This window comes from Cellulosilyticum sp. I15G10I2, from assembly GCF_900095725.1.
Taxonomy (GTDB): domain Bacteria; phylum Bacillota; class Clostridia; order Lachnospirales; family Cellulosilyticaceae; genus FMMP01.
This window is the reverse complement of the sequence record NZ_FMMP01000028.1, coordinates 363,367-384,942: the sequence shown is the minus strand read 5'-3', so window position 1 is coordinate 384,942 and position 21,576 is coordinate 363,367. Positions and strand designations below refer to the sequence as shown.

Here is a 21,576-nt window from a genome sequence, read left to right as displayed (position 1 = left end):
GATTTTTAATCTAAAAATCATTAGGCTTTATTTAATACCTATTGACAACAGAGGTTTAAAGTTGTAGACTTAATAAAGGTTTACAACTTTAAACCTAAACGTTAATCAATTTATCGTCTAAAGACTTGAAGGGAGAACGATGGAGACAATTAAATTATCAAATTCTGAAATGAAATTTATGCAGTTAATATGGCACAGAGCACCAATCAATTCTACAGCACTTGTTAAACTTGCAAACGCTGAACTTGGGTGGAAAAAATCCACAACCTATACTGTTTTACGTAGACTGGGTGAAAGAGGGATCATAAAAAATGAAAAGGCCATAGTGACCAGTCTTATAGAAAGACAAGAAGTGCAGCAAGTACAAAGTGAGGAGTTATTAGGAAGAGTTTATGAGGGGTCTATAAAGATGTTTTTAGCCTCATTTTTACAAAGAGAAAAAATAACAGAGAAAGAGGCTAAAGAACTTAAAACCATTATCGATGAGTATACACAGAAAGGGGAATAATCAGTATGGTTACTTTATTTAATAAAGTAGTTTATATGAGTATGTTATCTACTTTGGCAGCAGTTTTGATCATCTTCCTAAGAGCTTTAATTGGCAGCCGATTGCCTAAGATATTGAGTTACGCTATGTGGGGGATCTTGCTATTTAGATTGCTAGTGCCTATCTCTTTTTCATCCGCTGTGAGTATTTTTAATCTTTATCCTATTTCAGCAGAAAATATTACCATATCACTGGACACCACAATAAAAGACTATACAAAGCAGCCTATAGATCGAATTTTAAATACTGATCAAGTCAGTGACACTTCAAATATGATAAGTCAAGAATTTATTATTAACACATGGTTTATAACAGCATTAATCTTAATAGGCCTTTGTATTCTATTTTATTATGGGACTGTAAAAAAACTTAATGAAGCTATAGTATATCATCCAGATGACTTATTAGAAGAAGCATTAAAAAAAGAAATTCTCAAAAGAAAAGTCAGGATATTTAGTTTAGAAGAACTGTCTACCCCAGTCGTATGTGGTATTTTAAAACCTAAAATTATAGTACCTGCTGCGCTTATTACAGCCAAAGATAAGACGGTGCTTAAAAATGTTATAAAGCATGAAATAGTACATATCAAAAGATTTGATCATCTTATTAAACTAATCGCTCTAATGGCCGCATGCATTCATTGGTTCAATCCTATTATTTGGATTGCATTAAGCTTAGCGCACAAAGATATGGAAAGATCCTGTGATGAAAAAGTTATCCAGCTTTCAGATCAGGATATCAAAAAAGAGTATGCAAGTTCACTGCTTCACTTCTCACTAGAAAAAGGCAGTCTTAAAAGCGTAGGGATCGTAGCCTTTGGAGAAAGTAATATGAAAAAGAGGATTAAGGGAGTACTTCGTTATAAAAAACCTAACTTTTTAATAAAAATGGTTTGTATCATCATCTTAATTGGAATGGGAGCCTTTTTTATCAGTGATGCCAGTCAAAAAACGATTGATATCCAGCTCGAAAGGGTAAAAGAGCAGCAAGGTGAAAATTGGACAGAACTAGATAAGGTTTCTCCCTATGTAGTCAGTGCAGCTATTGCAAGTGAAGACAGAAATTTTAATAAACATAGTGGTGTAGATATAACGCGAATAGCTGGAGCATTTATAAATAATGTAACAAAAAGAGGGCAGCTTCAAGGGGCTTCAACGATCACTCAGCAACTCGTTAAAAATGTAAGTTTAGAGGATGAACCTATTTCACTAAGCCGAAAAAGAAAAGAAATTTATACAGCACTAAAACTAGAAAGAAACTATAACAAAGATCAGATTATGGAAGCTTATTTAAATGTTATTGCTTTTGGCCATGGCATTCAGGGGATAGGAGAAGCGGCAAGAACTTATTATGAAAAAGAGCCTTCAGATTTATCAAAAGAAGAAGCAGCCACACTGATTGCAGTGATACAAGCACCAACATTATACAGTCCTTTGCTAAGTCCAGAAAACAATAAAAATAAAGCAGATTATATTATAAGCATGATGAAGGAATAAAGATTGAAAGAAAGTATAGGAAGCACACATTATGAAACCATTTAGAAAGCTATTAAAGCATAAAATAATTTGTTTAAGTATTATTTTTGTTACGTTTATTTATGTTAATAACAGTTCGACTTTTACTAAAAAGAGTGCAGAAAAGCCTATTTTGTTAGCCCATAGGGGACTCGCTCAAACTTTTCCGATGGAAGGGATCACTGGAGAAACCAATACAGCGCGGCGTATATACGAGCCAGAACATCCTTACTTAGAAAACACCATTGCATCTATGGAAGCAGCTTTTAGGCTTGGGGCTGATATCGTTGAGTTTGATATACAACTTACTCAAGACGGAAAATTTGCTGTTTTTCACGATGCAACCCTTGACTATCGTACAGATGGTGCAGGCAGAACAAGAGAATATACCATGGAGGCGTTAAAAACCCTTGATATTGGGTATGGTTATACGGCTGATTGTGGAAAAACCTACCCCTTTCGTGGCAAAGGTATTGGGCTTATGCCTACATTAGATGAGGTTTTGGACTATTTCGAGGGCCAAGCATTCTTAATCCATATTAAAAGTAATGATCCAGAAGAGGGGGAACTACTGGCACAGTATCTTCAAAATATTCCTCAAAGTCGTCTGGATCGGCTTATAGTCTATGGAGGAGATGAACCTATTGACAGGCTTAAACAAAACCTTCCGAATTTACGAGTAATGTCTAAAAGGACGATGAAAAAAGCTTTAATTTCTTATATGCTGGTGGGATGGAGCGGATATGTGCCGGATTCAATGAAGAATACCTATCTGCATTTACCTCAAAAATATGCGCAGGTATTATGGGGATGGCCCCATCGATTGATTAAGAGAATGGACAATGCCAACTCGCTTTTTATTGTCGTCGCAGGAGATGGAAAGTGGTCAGAAGGATTTGATAACATAGAAGATTTAAATCAAATACCTCTTAGTTATACGGGGGGAATCTGGACAAATCGTATTGATCGCATTGGTCCAACGGTAAAAGGAGAGAGCATGAAGTGAATTTTAAAAAATATGATTTATATAACGCTTACTTAATAATTGTAACCGGGGTGCTGCAGTGTATTGCAGCACCATTGTTTTTTAAAAGCTTGGAGGAACCTGCATTTTGGTTTTTTAATGGAGGAACCACCTTGATGCTGCTTGGCTATTTAAATGTTCTTAGGATCAATTATGGAACAAAAATACGATCCATTAGAAAACTAAGCATTTTTGCGAATTTTTTTGTACTTGTATTTTGGCTGAGTATGTTATATTGCCTATTTTATAAATTTCAAAGATATCCTATGGCATTTATTGAGTTAGTCATTTTAGCAGCAGCTTTCTTATTTTCTTTAAAGGAGCAAGAATAAGCTAGAAATAGATAGTCATACAGATAAGATTATTTAAAACAAACAACATTTGGCGATACTTGTCATATTATACTATGAGAGTTAGAGTTTATCTAAAGTTAAAGGGAGGTAATATATATGCCTAATTACAGTCCAAAAGGAAAAGTAATACCATCAGCATCAGCAGTATCAGGAACAGTAGTAGATCAAAATGTTACTGCAAGTACTTGGGGATTATTTTTACTCAAAGGAACAGCTCTGGATTTATCAGAATCGCCACTGGCAAGCGGCGCTGTCCAAGTATGGGAAAGTACAGCACCTACTACAGGACCAGCTACACGTATGACCTTTACTGATGCAGAAGGGATATATGGTATAACGTGCAAAGCCAATGTAGCACTTACCATAAAATTCTATGACAATTAGTCTTTAGAATTTTTAGGAGTGTTTACTTATCTTATATGAATAGCATATAAGATAAGTTTTTTTGGCTTTATTAAGCCATTATTTGCTAAGAAGGGGGGGATATGTATATGGCACCTAAAATCGTCATTTCAGGAAGCCGGATTATTTGTTGTGAAATCATGACTGTAGATATGGTTTTACCAGCCAAGAAATATATTTTACTTAAAGGTATTGTGTATAGTCCAAATGGAGAGCCCTTACCTGACGTGGCGGTAGAAGTATTGCAAATAAATAGAACGATACATCCGCCAGTAGAAAAGCGGCTAGGGGTGACCTTTACGATGCAGGATGGTTCATATGGCATATCTTTACCTAGAGCTTGTAGTGGATATAGTTATAAATTAATAGCCTACTCAGCTATTTATCCTTAAAATCACATCGATGTCATTGTGACAAGGAGGCATTATGAAAAAGTATAAGACAGCAGATGGATATAACGTATATCGTATAAAAAAAGGGAGTAAGAGTCATGAGTTAGCTCATCGTAAAACCTATCAAAAAGATATAGATGATTTACTGGGGACTTTAGATGATATCAAATATGATTCAATCATTTTTATATTTGGCATAGATACAGGAGGCTATCTAGGCGCCTTATCTCGTCTATTATGCAGTAAGAATAAAGTCGTGATTTTTGAACCTAGTGCAGAAGTTTTTGAGCAATATAACCCGCGTATAGCTGAACAGATTCAACTTGTTTTTTATGAAAAAGACCAGTTGAAAAATTTTTTTGATAAACATATTAATAGTGTTAATTTTAATAATTTATATTTCCATGCATTTGGAAACTATGCCAAGATCTACAAAGAAGAATATGATCACTTAGTAGAGACTTTGGATTGGGCTTATATTAATGCATCTTCACAACTTGTTTTAGCCAATAGATTTAGAGAAGTATTTATTCAAAATATGCTTGCTAATCTAAAAATATTAAATAAGGCCACACCTATTCACCATTATCTATTTACCAATAAAAATGTGCCAGCTATTATTGTATCAGCTGGACCTTCACTAGATAAGCATATTCAAGTTATGGCTGCTCATAAAAACAGACTGAAAGACTACTTTATTATTGCAGGAAGCAGAACAGTACGGGCACTTATCCAAAACGATATAAAGCCAGATATGATTTTATCAATAGATCCCATAGATGCTAACTATGATATGATGAAAGAGCATTTAGATTTAGATGTACCACTGGTTTTTTATGAGTATAGCAATAGGTATTTAGTAAAGGATTACCAAGGCGAAAAAATATATATAGCTTCTTTGTTGCCTAAAGTAATAAAAGCATTTAGGCATTTAAAGGGAGCTTATTTAGGAGGCTCAGTAGCACATACTTGTATTGATATGGCAAATATGCTGGGATGTTCCCCTATAGTGTTAGTAGGGCAAGATCTTGCTTATACCTATGATAAGCATCATTCAGATACAGCAACTTATGAACGTGACAAAACACTTAAGTATGAATCTCAAATAACAGTTGAAGATGTATTTGGGAATCAGGTCAAAACGACCTTAACGCTTAATCACTTTAGAAAGAAATTAGAGGATTATATAGCACTTTATCAGTCAAAAACTGATGTAGCGTTTATTAACTGTTCCTATGGGGCAAAAATTGAGGGGGCAGCGCATAAAGAACTCTCAGAGATATTTAAAAGCAGTATACCTTACGCATCAAAAAAAACTTTGACTCCTTATAAAGATATCGTTATAGAGAGTAAAGCGGCGGCAGATACGATACTTAGGTATATTGATGAATGTTTGGAAAAAGCTGGCCAGGGATTAGAATTATGCAATACAATCATCTTAGAAAATAGTGAGAAGTCTTTAATTGATGTCGAGGAAAAAGATATCGATTTACAAAGAATATTATATATTCTAAAGCTTGTCAATGAGTTTGAAAATGCTGCAGAAAGTCATTATTTAGGAGGCTATTTTAGTAAATTTAAGTATGATATTAAACAGAATGCATTTAATATGTTTGCTAAAGACTATGACAGACTCACTTCAGATTTGCAGCATCAGGCACAAGCTTTTAAGGCTTATTTTCAAGCGATGCAAGAGATGTTAGAAGAAGTAAAACACATAGGGTGCGAAACAGTAACGGAATTTTATAAGTAGCATATATTGAAATAAGGTATAAGATGAGGAGATGCGATTTTATGGGCATAGAAATTGATGGAAAAACCTATCAAGAGGTTAAAATTAAAAAATTAGTAATTAATGGTAAAGAACAACACGGGCAAATTATTTCCGCTGATGCTGCAGATAATGCCCAAGAAATAAGTGTAACTATATATACCCAAGATTCTAATACTACAGAGAAGCTTCAAGAAGAACAGTAGTGAAGTCTATGAAAGGGCGAAGTCAAGCATCGATTATACTATGTGGATCAAAGCTGAGAAGAAATAGGCAATATAACGTTAATGTGATATTAAGAACTCATCGTTTTCAAATCATACGAGGAACAGTATATGATCACAGTCAACAGCCGAGTATTGGGGCAGTTGTTCAAATTACTCAGATAAGAGCTGATGATAATAATAAAAGAAAAATATTAGGTTATTGCTCTACAGATGAGAATGGGGAATATGTATTTGCTATTTCGGCACTAGCTTGTATGAAATACGAAATGGCTGTATATGCGCCTTTATCTTAAATGATAGGAGGGATAATTTTGAAAGCTTATGCAGAAATTCTTATCACACCAAGAGAATTAAGAAATTGTACCACATTGCAAAAAAATATTATATTGCAAAGAGATAATGATGTGCTCATAACAGGGTGTGTATTAGATGCACAATGTGAACCTATTTCGGGAGCAGTTGTGGTGATTAGACAAATAAGCCATACTCATCAAGTGCCCAAAGAGAAGGAGTTAGGTTATACTCTAAGCAATCAAGAGGGTAAGTTTGCTCTCTTAGTAGTAAGGGATGATACGATCAATTATAGACTGGACATTTATGAACCTATAATGAAGGTAGAGTGACTAAGTGCAAAGGAAGATTATAATGAGAAGAAATAAAAATACCACTTATACAGATGAAGTATTCATTAAAGGCTGTGTGTGTTATGAAGACCTGGAACCTGTAAAAAATGCGATAGTTATTTTAGAGCAAATACTTTTAATGAAACCTTCGTGCGCATTTAATGTGGAACATGAGGTTATCTATTCTACGTATACAACGACAAATAGACATGGGGAGTTCTGTTTTCTTATTGGGGATAGAAATAAATACTATAAAATAAAAGTTTTTGATACCCATTACAATGATAATGGCAGGCATACTTCTAATATGACTATTTGTCTATGATAAAAAAAGAAACTGATGACAGTTTCTTTTTTTATCATAGACAAATAACAGGAGCTATCCTCTTAGGACTTAAAAGAAATAAAGGAGGATGTATATGAAAAAAGTGTTAGTAACAGGAGCGGATGGCTTTATAGGAAGTCATTTAGTAGAAGGACTATTAGAAGAAGGCTATTGTGTCAGGGCTTTTGTCTATTATAATTCATTTAATTCTTGGGGGTGGCTTGATACATTACCTAAGCCTGTGCGAGATCAAATCGAAGTGTTTAGCGGAGATATCAGAGATCCAAATGGTGTTAGAAAAGCCATGGAGCATATAGAAGAGGTTTATCATCTGGCAGCCCTTATAGCCATACCTTTTAGCTATCATTCACCAGATGCTTATGTGGATACGAATATCAAAGGAACCCTTAATGTACTGCAGGCAGCCAGAGTGCTGGAGACAAATCGCATATTAATCACATCTACATCGGAAGTTTATGGCAGTGCAAGATATGTGCCTATTGATGAAGCCCACCCATTTCAAGGGCAGTCCCCTTATTCAGCAACCAAAATAGGTGCAGACAGGTTAGCCGAATCTTTCTATAAAAGTTTTGCGCTGCCTGTAACTATTGTAAGACCCTTTAATACCTACGGTCCCAGACAGTCATTAAGGGCAGTTATCCCTACGATTATCACACAATTATTATCAGGGGAAAAAGAAATTAAACTAGGTATGCTGACACCCACCAGGGATTTTAATTATGTTAAAGATACAGTAAATGGTTTTATGGAGATAGCCAAAAGTGAGAAAACCATAGGGGAAGAAATAAACATTGCAACCGAAAAAGAGATCTCTATAGGGTGCTTAGCCAATGAACTTATTAATCAAATTAATCCTCATGCCAAAATAATATGTGACGATCAAAGATTAAGACCCGAAAAGAGTGAAGTAAATAGATTATTAGGTTCTAATAAAAAGATAAAAGAACTGACCTCTTGGAGGCCTGAGTATTCCATTGAAGCTGGACTTAAAGAGACTATTCAGTGGATGGGTCAAAATTTAACCAAATATAAGTCAGATATTTATAATATCTAATAAGGGAGGAAACTATGATACCCCTATCTGTTCCTCAGTTAAAAGGCAATGAAATAAAGTATGTAGTAGATGCTCTGCAAAGTGAATGGGTATCCACCTCAGGGAACTATGTGACTCGATTTGAAGAAGAGATGAAAAAATATCTAAAGGTAGACCAGACGTCAGCTTGTCAAAGTGGTACAGCAGCCATACATCTTGCATTAAAACTTTGTGGGGTAGAAAAAGATGATGAGGTCATCGTCCCGACACTCACTTTTATAGCAACTGTTAATCCCGTTAAATATTTAGGTGCCGAGCCAGTATTTATGGACTGTGACGATACTTTAAATATAGACTGTGATAAATTGGCCTGTTTTTTGCAAAACGAGTGCAAGCTGACAACTCAGGGCTTAATCAATAGACATACGGGCCGCAGGATTAAGGCGTTAATTGTAGTGCATATATTTGGGAATATGGCGAATCTAGAAACAATACACCAGCTTGCTAAGACCTATCAGATAAAACTTGTAGAAGATGCAACAGAAGCCTTAGGAACCTACTTTACTGAAGGCCTGTACAAAGGCAGATTTGCAGGGACCATAGGAGATTTCGGAGCCTACTCCTTTAATGGCAATAAAATGATTACAACAGGGGGAGGTGGGATGCTCGTAGCCAAAGATCCTTTGATGGTAGAAAAAGCAAGGTATTTATCTGCCCAGGCAAAGGATGATCCCCTTTATTACCAGCATAATGAGATAGGTTATAATTACAGAATGACTAATTTGCAAGCCGCTTTAGGGGTTGCACAATTAGAGCAATTAGAGGCATTTATAGCAGTTAAGATTAAAAATTATAATCATTATAAAAGTAAAATAAACGTGGCTTCAGGGTTAAGTCTTTTAGCCTTTAACCCAAAAGCTAGAAACAATCATTGGTTTTATGCTTTATATCTTCAAGCGGAGCGATTTGAAAGAGATAGGCTGATGCAAAAACTTAAGGAAAATAAGATTGAAACAAGGCCTATATGGCAGCTTATTCATACACAAAAGATGTACCTAAAAAATCAAGCTTATCAAATAGAAAAGGCCCCCTATTATCTAAGCCGTGTTTTAAATCTGCCATGCAGTATCAATCTAAAAGCTGAAGAGATAGAGTCTATAACACATATACTGGGGAGCTTGTAAAGAGATAGAGAGAAGGGGGAGCATGGAAGCTATCAGCAGATTTTTTGTAACTAAAGATATCACGATTAGGCAAGCTATAGAGCGGTTAGATCAAACAGCTAAGAAGCTCCTCGTTGTAGTGGAAGACAAAAAGTTAATAGGTGTTATTACGGATGGAGACATACGTCGCTGGATTCTTAAAAATGGCGATATTAAACGGAGTGTAAGTTTGATTATGAATACCTCACCAGTTTTTTTAAATAGGGAAGAGAAAGATAAGTGTATTGAACTTATGAAGGCACACAGTATTGAAGCAATCCCCCTTATAAATGATAGTCGTGAGGTCGTAGATATACTATTTTGGAATGAAGTATATGATAATCAATTTAAGTATTACAACACAAATGATATTCCCGTTATGATTATGGCAGGGGGAAAAGGCACCAGGCTGCATCCCTATACAAAGATTATTCCTAAGCCGCTTATTCCAATAGGGGATACGCCTATAGTAGAAAGAATCATTAATAGGTTTTTAGAATTTGGATTTAATGATTTTTATCTCATTATGAACTATAAAAAAGATATGATAAAAGCATATTTTAATGGTGAACAGCCTTATCAACTGAACTTTTTAGAAGAAGATAGTCCGCTAGGGACGGCAGGGAGCTTATCTGTATTTGAAAATAATATACAAAGCACTTTTTTTGTCAGTAACTGCGACATATTAATTGATATCAACTACTCCCAGCTTTTAAATTATCATAAAAAACACCACTATAAGATGACAGTTGTTACAGCTTTGAAAAATTATGAGATACCTTATGGTGTATTTACTTTAAATGAGAAAGGCGCCATAAGTACACTGCGTGAAAAACCCCAATATGAGCTTTTGGTTAATACTGGGATGTATGTACTGGAGGCAGAGCTACTAAGTTATATTCCAAAAGAGAGTTATTTTGATATGACAGATCTGATTAATCAGTGTCTGGTAAATAGTGAGCCAATAGGAGCATATCCTATTAGGGAAAGTGCTTGGTTAGATATGGGAGAGTTTAAAGCTATGCAAAACATGGTAGAAAGGTTGAAACTATGAAAGAAGAAATAATCATAGTTGGTGGAGGCGGTCATGCAAGAAGCGTCATTGATGCTATCAATACGATGGAGTTGTTTGAAATTATAGGGATAATAGATACTGCTGATAAGAAAAACACATTTGTTAATGGCATAAAAATAATAGGAGATAACAGTGACCTTGAGAACTATTTTAATAAGTATATCACAAAGGCTGTTATAGCAATAGGCAGTATAGGGGATGTTGTTCTACGAAGAAAATTATACGACATGTGTAAAAAAATAGGCTATGACTTACCTAATATAATTGATGCGAGTGCCATACTCTCTCCCAATATAGTCCTAGGTGAAGGCAATTTTATCGGCAAAGGAACAATTATCAATACAAATGTACGTATAGGGAGTGGATGTATATTCAATACAGGCTGTATCATTGAACACGATTGTCTCATTGAAGACTTTGTGCATATAGCACCAGGATGTACTTTGAGCGGAGGGATTTGGATTAAAAAACATACCCACATAGGTACACATACGACAATTATACAAAATATTACAGTTGGTAAAGAGACGCTGATAGGAGCAGGCAGTGTCGTAGTAAACGATATTTCGGATCATAAGTTGGCATATGGTAACCCATGCAGGGAGGTGGGCCAGTATGAATAAGATCATGATTATAGCAGAGGCCGGTGTCAATCATAACGGTGATATAAAACTCGCTAAAAAGTTAATTGAGCAAGCGGCGGCATGCGGAGCGGATGCAGTTAAGTTTCAAGCTTTTAGAACACAAAGTTTAGTCACCCAAGATGCTAAAAAAGCTGATTATCAGATAGCCAGTACAGAGGGAAGTACTTTGCAGTTTGAAATGCTGAAAAAATTAGAGCTAAAAGAAAAGGACTATAAAGAGCTCTTAGAGTATTGCAAGCTTATGGGGATAGCGTTTATGTGTTCACCTTTTGATCTAGAAAGTATAGAGATCTTAAATACACTTGGAATGAATGTATTTAAGATTCCATCAGGAGAAATAACAAATTATCCTTATCTAAAAAAGATTGCGGATTTAAAAAAGGAGATTATTCTCTCAACAGGCATGTCTCATTTGGATGAAATAAAGGATGCAATAGATATTTTAAAACTGAGTGGCCAAAAGCTTACGCTGCTTCACTGTACTACCCAATATCCCACACCTATGCAAGAAGTGAACTTAAGAGCCATGCTTACAATGCAACAAAACTTTCAGTTAGAGGTAGGCTATTCAGATCATACCCAAGGGATAGAAGTAGCTATTGCGGCAGCAGCACTAGGGGCATGTATTATAGAAAAACATTTTACATTAGACCGCACCATGCCAGGGCCAGATCATAAGGCAAGCCTAGAACCTAAAGCATTCAAGTCGCTCGTTAAAAGTATTAGAAATATAGAACAAGCACTAGGAACTGGCATTAAGGAACCCACAGTAAGTGAAATGAGAAATAGAGCGTGTGTAAGAAAAAGCATTGTATCTAAAAAGGCCATCAAAAAAGGTGAGGTATTTAATGAAAAGAATCTATGTATCAAACGGCCGGGAACCGGTATATCACCTATGCGTTTTCAGGAAATACTAGGGCAAGTGGCAAGTAGAGATTATAAAGAAGATGAGCTGATTAGTCTATGAAGAAGATTTGTGTTGTAACAGGAAGTCGTGCCGAGTACGGCCTTCTAAGACCTCTGATTCAAAAGATAGAAAAGGATAGAGATTTAAGTTTACAGTTAATAGCAACGGGAATGCATCTTGCGAATACTTTTGGACTTACGTATAAAGAAATTGAACAAGATGGTTATACCTTAGATGCCAAAATAGAAATGAATCTAAACTCAGATACTTCAGTTGGTATATGTAAGTCTATGGGACTTGGGATGATGGGCTTTTGTGAAGCTTATGCAAGACTTGCGCCCGATATGGTTGTTCTCTTAGGCGATAGATATGAGATATTTACCGCAGCAAGTGCCGCGATGATCAGTAGGCTCCCTATAGCCCATATCCATGGGGGTGAAATAACAGAAGGGGCCTATGACGATAGCATGAGGCATTGCGTCACTAAGATGAGTTATCTGCACTTTACAAGTACTGAAAGTTATAGAAAAAGAGTGATTCAGCTGGGGGAGACGCCGGAGAGAGTCTATAACGTAGGTGCACTTGGGGTTGAAAATATCAAAAAAATGGAGTTTTTATCCCAAAAAGCTCTGGAAGAGCATCTAGACTTTAGTCTAAATGGGCCTATAGCCCTTGTTACCTTTCATCCTGTTACTTTAGAAATAAATAGTGCACAAGTACAATTTCAGAATATCCTTAGGGCATTAGATCACTTTAAAGCATTAAAAGTTGTTTTTACCAAAGCTAATTCAGATACCGATCACAGTATAATTAATCAAATGATAGATACTTACGCAGCGCAGAATAAAAAAAGAGCTGTGGCCTTTACATCTCTTGGGGTATTGAAATATTTAAGCTTAATGAAGTACAGCGCAGTGATTATAGGCAATTCTTCAAGTGGTATTATAGAAGCTCCGTCCCTTAAAGTGCCCACAGTAAATATCGGAGACCGGCAAAAAGGCAGGGTACAAGCGCGTTCTATTATTCATTGTGATCACTCAGAAGAAGGCATAAGGGATACTATACAAAAAGTATTGCATGCAGAGGTGGATGTGAAAGCTTTCCTTAATCCGTATGAGAAGGAAGGTACCAGCACACAAATAATAACGCTTATAAAAGAAGTACTGAGTGAAAGCATAAATTTAAAAAAGTGTTTTTATGATTTAGGATAGGAGCGTATAATGTATCATCATAAAAGTTTTTTAGCCATTATACCAGCAAGAAGTGGTTCAAAAGGCATTATTGATAAAAATATAAAACGAATGAATGATAAACCCCTGATGGCTTATACTATCGAAGCGGCCGTTAAAGCTCAAATATTTGATGATATTATAGTTTCAACGGATTCTATGGAGTATGCCAAAACAGCAAGTGCATATGGCGCCTCTATACCCTTTATAAGGCCCAAAGAACTTGCACGAGATACAACATCGACGTATGAGGTGATTTTGCATGTGCTGCAGGAGCTTAAATTTCAAGGTAAAACATATGATTACTTTATGATCCTGCAGCCCACATCTCCTCTAAGAAATGAACGGCATATTACACAAAGTATAGACGTATTATTGAGCTGTGAGGCTGATGCTGTAGTGAGTATATGCGAGCTTGAACATCCTAGTTTTTTAAATGTCTGCTTGCATACGAACGGAGCCTTAGATTTTCCTTTAAGCAGCAGCGAAAATCTAAGAAGACAAGATGTAGCAAAGGAATATAGGATTAATGGGGCCATATACCTTTGTAAAACCTCGTATTTTTTAAAACAAAAAAGTTTCTATGGAGAAAAAACATATCCTTATATCATGAGTCAAATAGCTTCGATTGATATTGATAATATGGAGCAATTTAAACATGCCGAATGGCTTATGCAAAGGTAGGCGCGAGGTGAAAGAGAAGGGTAGATTTGACAGAAATTTGGAAATAAGGTATACTTAGTAATAGATCATATAGACTGTATAAAAAAATGAAGTAGAAATAGTGAGTAATTGAATTTCGAGCTTAGCTACGTATCCTGTAGGATGTGGAGTTAAGTAAGGCTTTCGTGATAATGAAAACTATTTTGAAAAATTCAGTTTAGAACTGGGGTTTGTTTAGGATCAAAAGGTCATGAACTATACTACATCGTTGTGGTATAAAACGAGCAATTTGCGAAGTTTAAACACTCTAACTCTATTTTAATAATAGGGTTAGAGTGTTTTTTTATTCAATGTTAAAATTTTCCATATTTTTCAAGTGTGGAAATTATATAAGGAGGATTTAGTATGTTACAATCAATGCAATCTATACAATTTTTGTATTCAAATCAAAAGGGTGAAGAAAACAGTTATAAGCTGCATCAGTCATGGCAAGATTGGAAATGGCAATTAGCCAATACTATAAAGACTGTTGAGGAAATTGAAAAAATACTTCACACTACTTTTGATGAAAAAAAGAAAAAGGCCCTGCAAATGACATTAGATCGTTTTCCAATGGCCATTACCCCGTATTATCTTTCACTCGTAGATGCCAGTGATTATGAAAATGATCCTGTATTTAAACAAGCTTTTCCAGATGTAAGAGAGCTCGACATAGCATCGGCGGATATGCTTGATCCACTGGCTGAAGATCACGATAGTCCGGTAGACGGTATTACCCATCGTTATCCTGATCGTGTGTTATTCCACGTTAGTAATTCCTGTGCCATGTATTGCAGACATTGTACGCGCAAACGTAAAGTAGGAGATAAAGATTTTATCCCTTCAAAAGATAAGATTATGAAAGGGATAGAATATATTAAAGTGCATAAAGAAGTAAGGGATGTACTTCTATCTGGGGGAGATCCATTTATGCTTCCGGATGATATGCTAATTGATATTTTAGATGAAATCAGTAAAATTGAACATGTAGAAGTTATGCGTATCGGAACAAGAACCCCTGTGGTACTACCCTATCGTATTACAGAAGAGTTAGCCACGAAATTAAGTAAATATGATAATCTCTGGATTAATACACATTTTAATCACCCCAAAGAGCTAACCAAAGAAGCAAGAGTTGCAGTTAATAGATTGGTTAAGGCTGGAATACCGATGGGAAATCAGTCTGTGCTGCTGGCAGATGTTAATGACTGCCCAAGAATTATGAAAAAACTCGTGCAAAAGCTTGTTCAGTTTCGTGTGAGGCCTTACTATATTTATCAATGCGATTTATCTGAAGGATTAGAGCACTTTCGAACGTGTATTGGAAAAGGGATTGAAATTATGGAAAGTTTAAGAGGGCATACTAGTGGATTTGCCATTCCAACCTATGTTGTTGATGCGCCAGGCGGCGGAGGCAAAATACCAGTCATGCCAAACTACTTAATATCATGGTCCACCAATAAAGTTATTTTAAGAAATTACGAGGGCGTTATTACAACTTACCAAGAACCTAGCAAATATGAGCATACCAAATGCGATTTAAAATGCAATAATTGTAATCTGCATCTCAAACTAGATAAATCAGATAATAATGAAGTGATAGGTATTGAAAAATTACTATGTGACTATGACGAGACAATTACACTAAAACCAGCAGAGTAGGTGATAAGATGTATGATAAAGTAGAAGAAATAGGGTATTCCACAATTCATCATGGTCCTTATAATAACAGAATTTATTTGATGGCTTATAATGACAAAGATGAGGATCATATTACTAATTGGTTAGACTTACTGGCAAATAATAGAGGCTATTCAAAGATTATTGCCAAATTACCTCACAAAATAGTCCCTAAGTTCATCCAGAGTGGTTTTACCAAAGAAGGAGAAATACAAGGGTATTATAAGGGATGTTCAACCTGCTTTCTTTTGAGCAAATATCTAGATGCAAACAGGCTGGAAGTAAAAGATAAATTACTTATTGATAATGTGATAGAAGTTGCAAAAAGTAAAAAATATAAAGACTTACCACCCTTAAAACCTGAGTTTAGTATACGTCAGATGACGCAAGCAGATGCTGAAAATATGGCTAAGGTCTATCAGGAAGTTTTTGAAACTTATCCTTTTCCAATCTGTGATGCGGAGTATATCAAACAAACGATGATAACCCATGTCAAATATTTTGGTGTAACCTATCAAGGAGAGCTTATAGGTCTATCTTCTTGTGAAATGAATAAAGAAGAACAAAATGTTGAGATGACAGACTTTGCAATTCTTCCTAAGGCTAGAAATTATAAACTTGCTAAACAGCTACTTCATGAAATGGAAAAGGCCATGCAAGAAGCTCAGATGAAGACGTTTTATACCATAGCCCGTGCCACTTCTTATGCTATGAATGCCACTTTTAGTAGTATGGGATACAGTTTTGGAGGTACGCTCTATAACAACACACAAATAGCAGGGCAGATAGAAAGTATGAATCTGTGGTATAAAGCCAATAGCGTCTGAGAAGATAAAAAATCAAATATTAAAAAGTGCGTACATTTTTTGTACGCATTTTTTGATGTGCCACTCACTATAACGGAATAGATTTATGATAACCTGCCTTTTCATGAAAAAGAACAGGTTTTATTTTTTTCTAAATTTTTTAAATGGCGGTTGCGATATGTACAGGGGGTTTCATTAAGATGTTTCTTAAACACCATATTAAAGTAGTTAGCATTATTAAAGCCAAGCATAAGAGCAATTTCTAAAATAGAGTATCCAGGGTTAGTAAGAAGCTGCTGGCTTTTTTTAATTCTTAGTTTATTCAGATACTGTGAGAGCGTCATATGCATTTCAGCCTTAAAGATGGTGCAAAAGTAGCTTTTATTAATCATGAGATAGTCACACAACTGAGTTAGGGTGATTGGTTCTTGATAATGAGATTCTAGATAATCCAGTGCTTTTCTAACATGAATATTGTAAACGTGGGCAAGGTTTAATTTTTTTAATTGTATAAATGGACTTTTAGCAGCAATAGCATACATCATTTCTATTAATAGTGGGATACAATCAAGAGGTTTATAAAGCGGATTTATACGTTCTTTAGAATCTGAGATAAAGGGGCCTATGATATAAAATCCTTTTTCAGCAGATCTTGGACAAATAGAAAATACAGTAAAATGCATATTTTCTTGTACAGTAATAGTTTGTCTAAAAGAAGGCGTAAAAGCATTTTTAAACTGTGCATGAAGTTTTTGATATACCTGCTGCTTTTGAAAAAGCCTTTCATAAAAGGAGGTATATCCGGCTTCAGCCACAAGTGTACCATCTAATCTAAAGGCCTTAATGGGCATACAAGTACAGGCATTAAAGTCAAGGACTGTATAGCGGATATGTTCTTTAGGAGACATAGATTTACCTGCCTTTCTCAATCAAAATATAATTAGTTTTGTCTAAACATACTTAAGACAAAAGCTAAAAAAAATGATAAACTAAAAATGTTGATAATGATAATCAATCACATGTAATACGGATTATTATATATGTAAAACATAAAGGTGTCAAGAAAGAGCGATGTAGGAGCAGATATGAAAAAAAATTATTTAATTATCATACTTATTGGTTTATCAAGTGTTTCCTTATGTATTGGAGCAGGCGGTATCTTGTCGTGGCAAGATCTGCTTTTAGGAGGGGAGAGCCAAAAGCTAATTATTTATAGCAGAATACCACGGCTCATAAGTCTTATTATTGCAGGTATGGGTATGAGTATATGTGGACTTATTATGCAGCATCTGACTAAAAACAGATTTGTAGGACCTTCAGTATCTGGAACAGCTGATAGTGCAAAATTAGGAGCGTTACTGGCTATTTTGTTTTTGCCAGCCGCCTCTATTGTACAAAAAATGTTATTTAGTTTTGTGTGTGCTTTACTAGGCACTTTTCTATTTATGAAAGTGATTAGAATTCTAAAGCCAAAACAGGCTTATATGGTGCCTTTAATTGGCATGCTGCTAGGAGGCGTTATTGATGCGGGGGGGACTTTTTTAGCGTATCAAAATGACTTGGTTCAGAATATGGCTTCTTGGCTTCAAGCCGACTTTTCCAGCATTTTAAAAGGTAGATATGAGCTTTTGTACTTAAGTATACCCATGCTTTTATTGGCGTATATGTATGCCCATCATTTTACTTTAGCAGGTGTAGGTGAAAAATTTTCTAAGAATTTAGGTCTTAACTATCAGGCTATCCTTAACCTTGGACTGATTATAGTTTCATGTGTAACAGCTATTGTTATTATTATAGCGGGGCGCATTCCTTTTCTTGGTATAGTAGTACCTAACTTAATAGCACTTAAAAGAGGTGATCATCTGAGAAAAAATATAGTTGGGGTTGCTTTATCTGGAGCTAGTCTGCTCCTTGTCTGCGACATATTTAGCAGAATTATTATTTTCCCTTATGAGATTCCTATTAGCATTACTGTAAGTATAGTAGGCAGCATACTCTTTTTATATTTGCTGGCCAAGGAGGTGGCAAAATGAAAAAGCTAATGGGAGTATTAGGGACTTTACTAATCATTGTTCTTTTGCTGTTTCTTTTTTGGGGGATGCTGCCAGGTACTTTTGCTTATGCTTTTCCAAGAAGACTTATTAAAATTTGGGCCATGGCTGTTGTAGCAGCGGCTATTGCCTTATCGACCCTTGTTTTTCAAACTTTAAGTGAAAATCGTCTCTTGACACCAAGTATTTTAGGCTTAGATTCCCTATATATTCTTATTCAAACCCTTGTAATCTTTTTTCTGGGATCCACCCATGTGTTCATTACAAACAAAGAACTTAATTTTATACTAACAGGCAGTTTCCTTATTGTATTTGTGATGATTATTTTAAAACATTTTTTAACAGTAAAAAGAAATGGCATGGTATTTATTTCTCTTGCGGGACTCATTATGGGAACCCTTTTTGGGAGCAGTGCAACTTTTTTGCAGACTATCATTGATCCTAATGAATTTAGTGTGCTGCAGGGACGAATGTATGCAGGATTTAATCAAATCAGGTTAGAACTTCTTATACTGACCTCGATCATTATATGTGGAGTAGGCATCTATATTTTTAAACAGAAATATGTTTTAGATGTGATGGCTTTAGGTAAGTTTTATGCAGTTAATTTAGGAATAGATGAAAACCGTATGAGAAAAAAATGGATTGTGGCAGTAGGTATACTGGTTGCTGCTTCAACGGCTTTAGTGGGACCGATTACTTTTTTAGGGCTTTTATGTGTGAATCTTGCCAGAACACTTTGTAAGACCTATCGACATAGCACCCTTATTATTATTAGTTTTTTAATTGGCTTTATTGCATTAGTCGCAAGCCAGCTTATTGTTGAGCGGATCTTACAGTTTTCTACGCCTATGGTTGTTCTGATTAATGGGATAGGGGGGCTATATTTTATTTTATTATTATTAAAGGAGAATCGACATGATTGACGTAAAAAGTCTTACAAAAAAATATCAGGACAAAACCATTGTTGATCAAGTTTCCTTTGAGATTCCAAAAGGAAAGATCACAGCATTAATTGGCGCTAATGGTGCAGGTAAAAGCACCGTGCTGTCTCTTATCAGCCGGTTAATCTCTGGAGACGGCGGAGAGGTCTCAATCAATGGAACTTCCCTAGGTCAGTGGAAAAGAGAAGATCTAGCTAAAGTTTTATCTATTTTAATGCAGAGTACACAGATGGAAATGAAGATTACAGTAGAAGAGTTAGTGGCCTTTGGCCGTTTTCCTTATTCAAAAGGACGTTTAACCGAAGAGGATGAAGAAGAAATTAGAAAGGCTCTTGAGTATATGGAACTGATGCCTTTTAAAGATAGGTATTTAGATCAGTTAAGTGGCGGAGAACGGCAAAGAGCTTTTATTGCCATGGTCATTGTACAAAATACAGAATACATCTTACTGGATGAGCCTCTTAATAACTTAGATATGAAACACTCAGTAGAAATTATGAAGATTATTAGAAGACTTACAAAAGACCTTAATAAGACCATTGTTTTAGTCATACACGATATTAATTTTGCAGCAAGATATGCAGATTATATTATTGCCATGAAAAATGGCAGATTATTTAAAATGGGCAAGACAGAAGAAATTATTCAACAGGATGTTTTAGAAAATATTTATGATTTGCCCTTTGAAATCAGGCACTTTGAGGGAAAACCTCTTTGCATATATTATCAATAAGGAAAGATGAGGAGAAAAACAATGAAAAAATTATTTACCACATTTTTAATAGCTGTACTTACACTTTCATTTGCAGGATGTGCACCACAGAAAACAGTACAAGAAAATATTGCTGTTGCAGAAGCAGGTGCAGCAGAAAGTGTTGAAGCTGGCAGTGATGCAGCAATTCAAGAAGAGCCAGCAGAACCAAAAGAAATCACCATAACGCATGATCTTGGAGAAACGACTCTTTTAACAAGACCCGAAAAAGTTGTGACTTTTGACTATGCGACATTAGATTCTTTAAGGGAACTGGAGATAACAATGACAGGACTTCCTAAGTCCAATATTCCTACATATCTTGAAGAATTTGAAGCTGAGCAATATGAAAGTGTTGGGACCTTATTTGAACCTGATTATGAAAAACTAGTTGCCCTTAAACCGGATGTTATTTTTATTTCAGGAAGACAGATAGAGCTGTATGATGAACTTTCTAAAATAGCGCCTACAGTATTTTTACCTGCACCTTCAGATGATTATTTGGGTGATGTGAGAAGTAATCTGGAAATCTTAGGAGAAATCTTTGAAAAGGAAGAAGAAGTTCGAGTTAAAATCAGTGAAATTGAATCAAGTATTAAAAACATTTATGAGGAAGCGTCACAATTAGATAAAAATGCACTGGTACTTATGATCAATGAGGGAGCCTTAAGTGCTTATGGTCCAGGATCACGTTTTGGCATGATTCATGAGACCTTTGGCTTTACACCAGTAGATGCTGGAATTGAAGTTTCAAAACATGGTCAGTCTATTTCTTATGAATATATTGCCAATAAAAATCCAGATTATCTATTTGTCATTGATCGTGCTGTCGTTGCAGGCGGGGCAGTGAGTACTAAGGAAGCTTTTGATAATGCTCTTATGGAGGGAACTAAAGCTTATCAAAACGATCGTATCATTTATTTAAACACTCAGATATGGTATGTCGCTTCAGGCGGGATCAAAGGTACCCAGATTATGCTTGATGAAATGAAACAGGCACTTTTAAACTAGGTCATAAAGTTAAATACAAAATTAAATTCAAAAAATACTTTACAACTAAAAACTTATAAGCTATAATCAAATTCATAAAAATTAAAATAAAGACTAGGAAAAGGAATAGTAGTTGTCCTATAAATGTCAGAGACCTGTTGTGTGGTGCGAAACAGGATTTAGAAGATAATGAACTCGCCTTGGAGTTGCTGGCTGAAATAAGTAGGTCTAGACGGATGCCAACCGTTACTGTGGCTAGATATCGGTGAATAAGGATGCCTGTATCAATCGCCTTTTTAGGCACATAAGAGTGGTTACGCAGAATATACTTCTGTCTCTTTAGAGACAGGAGTTTTTTATTTT

General features: G+C 35.5%; 25 protein-coding genes and 1 other annotated feature (1 of these 26 only partly in view). Of the genes, 24 read left to right on the top strand and 1 reads right to left on the bottom strand.

The features are described from left to right. Positions 1-139 precede the first annotated feature (139 nt). The 20 genes from BN3326_RS20825 (at position 140) to ablB (ending at position 16,498) form a co-directional block, all read left to right on the top strand. Complete coding sequence (locus tag BN3326_RS20825) at positions 140-508, top strand: BlaI/MecI/CopY family transcriptional regulator (RefSeq protein ID WP_070001161.1); 369 nt, start codon at positions 140-142, stop codon at positions 506-508. Positions 509-513: 5 nt separating this feature from the next. After that, complete coding sequence (locus BN3326_RS20820; RefSeq protein ID WP_070001160.1) at positions 514-2,043, top strand: transglycosylase domain-containing protein; 1,530 nt, start codon at positions 514-516, stop codon at positions 2,041-2,043. A 31-nt stretch (positions 2,044-2,074) separates the two neighbouring features. Further along, the gene (locus tag BN3326_RS20815; RefSeq protein ID WP_070001159.1) at positions 2,075-3,067 is read left to right on the top strand and encodes a glycerophosphodiester phosphodiesterase family protein; all 993 of its coding nucleotides are present in this window, start codon (positions 2,075-2,077) and stop codon (positions 3,065-3,067) included. Continuing rightward, complete coding sequence (locus tag BN3326_RS20810; protein ID WP_070001158.1) at positions 3,064-3,417, top strand: hypothetical protein; 354 nt, start codon at positions 3,064-3,066, stop codon at positions 3,415-3,417. Before BN3326_RS20815 ends, BN3326_RS20810 begins: the two co-directional genes overlap by 4 nt. A gap of 117 nt (positions 3,418-3,534) precedes the next feature. Further along, on the top strand, positions 3,535-3,822 hold the full coding sequence (locus BN3326_RS20805) for a hypothetical protein (protein ID WP_070001157.1): 288 nt from the start codon (positions 3,535-3,537) through the stop codon (positions 3,820-3,822). 107 nt (positions 3,823-3,929) lie between these two features. After that, complete coding sequence (locus tag BN3326_RS20800; protein ID WP_141722964.1) at positions 3,930-4,232, top strand: hypothetical protein; 303 nt, start codon at positions 3,930-3,932, stop codon at positions 4,230-4,232. 34 nt (positions 4,233-4,266) lie between these two features. Further along, the gene (locus tag BN3326_RS20795) at positions 4,267-5,985 is read left to right on the top strand and encodes a motility associated factor glycosyltransferase family protein (protein ID WP_070001155.1); all 1,719 of its coding nucleotides are present in this window, start codon (positions 4,267-4,269) and stop codon (positions 5,983-5,985) included. Between the two features lie 41 nt (positions 5,986-6,026). Next, the gene (locus BN3326_RS20790) at positions 6,027-6,209 is read left to right on the top strand and encodes a hypothetical protein (protein WP_070001154.1); all 183 of its coding nucleotides are present in this window, start codon (positions 6,027-6,029) and stop codon (positions 6,207-6,209) included. Positions 6,210-6,217: 8 nt separating this feature from the next. Beyond that, positions 6,218-6,523 carry a carboxypeptidase-like regulatory domain-containing protein gene (locus BN3326_RS20785; RefSeq protein ID WP_141722963.1) on the top strand — a complete coding sequence of 102 codons (306 nt, stop codon included), beginning with the start codon at positions 6,218-6,220 and terminating at the stop codon, positions 6,521-6,523. Between the two features lie 18 nt (positions 6,524-6,541). After that, positions 6,542-6,853 carry a peptidase associated/transthyretin-like domain-containing protein gene (locus BN3326_RS20780; RefSeq protein ID WP_083258990.1) on the top strand — a complete coding sequence of 104 codons (312 nt, stop codon included), beginning with the start codon at positions 6,542-6,544 and terminating at the stop codon, positions 6,851-6,853. A gap of 22 nt (positions 6,854-6,875) precedes the next feature. Further along, positions 6,876-7,178 carry a hypothetical protein gene (locus tag BN3326_RS20775; protein ID WP_070001151.1) on the top strand — a complete coding sequence of 101 codons (303 nt, stop codon included), beginning with the start codon at positions 6,876-6,878 and terminating at the stop codon, positions 7,176-7,178. A gap of 94 nt (positions 7,179-7,272) precedes the next feature. After that, positions 7,273-8,253: an NAD-dependent 4,6-dehydratase LegB gene (locus tag BN3326_RS20770; protein WP_070001150.1), complete on the top strand. Its 981-nt coding sequence runs from the start codon at positions 7,273-7,275 to the stop codon at positions 8,251-8,253. A gap of 14 nt (positions 8,254-8,267) precedes the next feature. Continuing rightward, positions 8,268-9,416: a LegC family aminotransferase gene (locus BN3326_RS20765; protein ID WP_070001149.1), complete on the top strand. Its 1,149-nt coding sequence runs from the start codon at positions 8,268-8,270 to the stop codon at positions 9,414-9,416. A gap of 22 nt (positions 9,417-9,438) precedes the next feature. Beyond that, the gene (locus BN3326_RS20760) at positions 9,439-10,488 is read left to right on the top strand and encodes a nucleotidyltransferase family protein (protein ID WP_070001148.1); all 1,050 of its coding nucleotides are present in this window, start codon (positions 9,439-9,441) and stop codon (positions 10,486-10,488) included. Beyond that, positions 10,485-11,132 (top strand): acetyltransferase, encoded by a 648-nt coding sequence (locus BN3326_RS20755; protein ID WP_070001147.1) that lies wholly within the window; start codon positions 10,485-10,487, stop codon positions 11,130-11,132. The genes BN3326_RS20760 and BN3326_RS20755 overlap by 4 nt, the downstream gene beginning before the upstream one ends. Beyond that, positions 11,125-12,120, top strand: a complete 996-nt coding sequence (neuB, locus tag BN3326_RS20750; RefSeq protein WP_070001146.1) for an N-acetylneuraminate synthase — start codon at positions 11,125-11,127, stop codon at positions 12,118-12,120. The genes BN3326_RS20755 and neuB overlap by 8 nt, the downstream gene beginning before the upstream one ends. Then, entirely contained in the window at positions 12,117-13,271 is a 1,155-nt protein-coding gene (gene neuC, locus BN3326_RS20745) for a UDP-N-acetylglucosamine 2-epimerase (RefSeq protein WP_070001145.1), read from the top strand. The genes neuB and neuC overlap by 4 nt, the downstream gene beginning before the upstream one ends. Positions 13,272-13,280: 9 nt before the next feature. Next, complete coding sequence (locus BN3326_RS20740) at positions 13,281-13,973, top strand: acylneuraminate cytidylyltransferase family protein (RefSeq protein WP_070001144.1); 693 nt, start codon at positions 13,281-13,283, stop codon at positions 13,971-13,973. A gap of 384 nt (positions 13,974-14,357) precedes the next feature. Then, positions 14,358-15,653, top strand: coding sequence for a lysine 2,3-aminomutase (gene ablA, locus BN3326_RS20735; RefSeq protein ID WP_242876040.1), 1,296 nt, complete (start codon positions 14,358-14,360; stop codon positions 15,651-15,653). Between the two features lie 8 nt (positions 15,654-15,661). Then, positions 15,662-16,498 (top strand): putative beta-lysine N-acetyltransferase, encoded by an 837-nt coding sequence (gene ablB / locus BN3326_RS20730; protein ID WP_070001143.1) that lies wholly within the window; start codon positions 15,662-15,664, stop codon positions 16,496-16,498. Between the two features lie 101 nt (positions 16,499-16,599). Here ablB and BN3326_RS20725 read toward each other — a convergent pair whose 3' ends face one another. Continuing rightward, positions 16,600-17,385: an AraC family transcriptional regulator gene (locus BN3326_RS20725; RefSeq protein WP_070001142.1), complete on the bottom strand. Its 786-nt coding sequence runs from the start codon at positions 17,383-17,385 to the stop codon at positions 16,600-16,602. A gap of 177 nt (positions 17,386-17,562) precedes the next feature. On the opposite strand from BN3326_RS20725, the gene BN3326_RS20720 reads away from it, so the two are divergent. Genes BN3326_RS20720 through BN3326_RS20705 form a run of 4 tightly spaced genes read left to right on the top strand, consistent with a single transcriptional unit; the run spans position 17,563 to position 21,234 of the window. Continuing rightward, positions 17,563-18,510, top strand: a complete 948-nt coding sequence (locus BN3326_RS20720) for an ABC transporter permease (protein ID WP_070001141.1) — start codon at positions 17,563-17,565, stop codon at positions 18,508-18,510. Continuing rightward, positions 18,507-19,454 (top strand): iron chelate uptake ABC transporter family permease subunit, encoded by a 948-nt coding sequence (locus BN3326_RS20715; protein WP_070001140.1) that lies wholly within the window; start codon positions 18,507-18,509, stop codon positions 19,452-19,454. Before BN3326_RS20720 ends, BN3326_RS20715 begins: the two co-directional genes overlap by 4 nt. After that, complete coding sequence (locus BN3326_RS20710; RefSeq protein ID WP_334292632.1) at positions 19,450-20,205, top strand: iron ABC transporter ATP-binding protein; 756 nt, start codon at positions 19,450-19,452, stop codon at positions 20,203-20,205. The genes BN3326_RS20715 and BN3326_RS20710 overlap by 5 nt, the downstream gene beginning before the upstream one ends. A gap of 21 nt (positions 20,206-20,226) precedes the next feature. Then, positions 20,227-21,234, top strand: a complete 1,008-nt coding sequence (locus tag BN3326_RS20705; RefSeq protein ID WP_070001138.1) for a siderophore ABC transporter substrate-binding protein — start codon at positions 20,227-20,229, stop codon at positions 21,232-21,234. Positions 21,235-21,320: 86 nt separating this feature from the next. Then, positions 21,321-21,576 (top strand) — a binding site (T-box leader) (it continues 97 nt past the right edge of the window).

Excerpts from the sequence above, each read along its gene's own strand:
- BN3326_RS20775 (WP_070001151.1), top strand. The coding sequence starts at position 6,876 with ATGAGAAGAAATAAAAATACCACTTATACAGATGAAGTATTCATTAAA.
- BN3326_RS20765 (WP_070001149.1), top strand. The coding sequence starts at position 8,268 with ATGATACCCCTATCTGTTCCTCAGTTAAAAGGCAATGAAATAAAGTAT.
- BN3326_RS20820 (WP_070001160.1), top strand. The coding sequence starts at position 514 with ATGGTTACTTTATTTAATAAAGTAGTTTATATGAGTATGTTATCTACT.
- BN3326_RS20825 (WP_070001161.1), top strand. The coding sequence starts at position 140 with ATGGAGACAATTAAATTATCAAATTCTGAAATGAAATTTATGCAGTTA.
- BN3326_RS20760 (WP_070001148.1), top strand. The coding sequence starts at position 9,439 with ATGGAAGCTATCAGCAGATTTTTTGTAACTAAAGATATCACGATTAGG.
- BN3326_RS20705 (WP_070001138.1), top strand. The coding sequence starts at position 20,227 with ATGAAAAAATTATTTACCACATTTTTAATAGCTGTACTTACACTTTCA.
- BN3326_RS20755 (WP_070001147.1), top strand. The coding sequence starts at position 10,485 with ATGAAAGAAGAAATAATCATAGTTGGTGGAGGCGGTCATGCAAGAAGC.
- BN3326_RS20725 (WP_070001142.1), bottom strand. The coding sequence starts at position 17,385 with ATGTCTCCTAAAGAACATATCCGCTATACAGTCCTTGACTTTAATGCC.
- BN3326_RS20715 (WP_070001140.1), top strand. The coding sequence starts at position 18,507 with ATGAAAAAGCTAATGGGAGTATTAGGGACTTTACTAATCATTGTTCTT.
- neuB (WP_070001146.1), top strand. The coding sequence starts at position 11,125 with ATGAATAAGATCATGATTATAGCAGAGGCCGGTGTCAATCATAACGGT.
- ablB (WP_070001143.1), top strand. The coding sequence starts at position 15,662 with ATGTATGATAAAGTAGAAGAAATAGGGTATTCCACAATTCATCATGGT.
- neuC (WP_070001145.1), top strand. The coding sequence starts at position 12,117 with ATGAAGAAGATTTGTGTTGTAACAGGAAGTCGTGCCGAGTACGGCCTT.
- BN3326_RS20720 (WP_070001141.1), top strand. The coding sequence starts at position 17,563 with ATGAAAAAAAATTATTTAATTATCATACTTATTGGTTTATCAAGTGTT.
- BN3326_RS20770 (WP_070001150.1), top strand. The coding sequence starts at position 7,273 with ATGAAAAAAGTGTTAGTAACAGGAGCGGATGGCTTTATAGGAAGTCAT.
- BN3326_RS20785 (WP_141722963.1), top strand. The coding sequence starts at position 6,218 with ATGAAAGGGCGAAGTCAAGCATCGATTATACTATGTGGATCAAAGCTG.
- ablA (WP_242876040.1), top strand. The coding sequence starts at position 14,358 with ATGTTACAATCAATGCAATCTATACAATTTTTGTATTCAAATCAAAAG.
- BN3326_RS20815 (WP_070001159.1), top strand. The coding sequence starts at position 2,075 with ATGAAACCATTTAGAAAGCTATTAAAGCATAAAATAATTTGTTTAAGT.
- BN3326_RS20800 (WP_141722964.1), top strand. The coding sequence starts at position 3,930 with ATGGCACCTAAAATCGTCATTTCAGGAAGCCGGATTATTTGTTGTGAA.
- BN3326_RS20795 (WP_070001155.1), top strand. The coding sequence starts at position 4,267 with ATGAAAAAGTATAAGACAGCAGATGGATATAACGTATATCGTATAAAA.
- BN3326_RS20740 (WP_070001144.1), top strand. The coding sequence starts at position 13,281 with ATGTATCATCATAAAAGTTTTTTAGCCATTATACCAGCAAGAAGTGGT.
- BN3326_RS20805 (WP_070001157.1), top strand. The coding sequence starts at position 3,535 with ATGCCTAATTACAGTCCAAAAGGAAAAGTAATACCATCAGCATCAGCA.
- BN3326_RS20790 (WP_070001154.1), top strand. The coding sequence starts at position 6,027 with ATGGGCATAGAAATTGATGGAAAAACCTATCAAGAGGTTAAAATTAAA.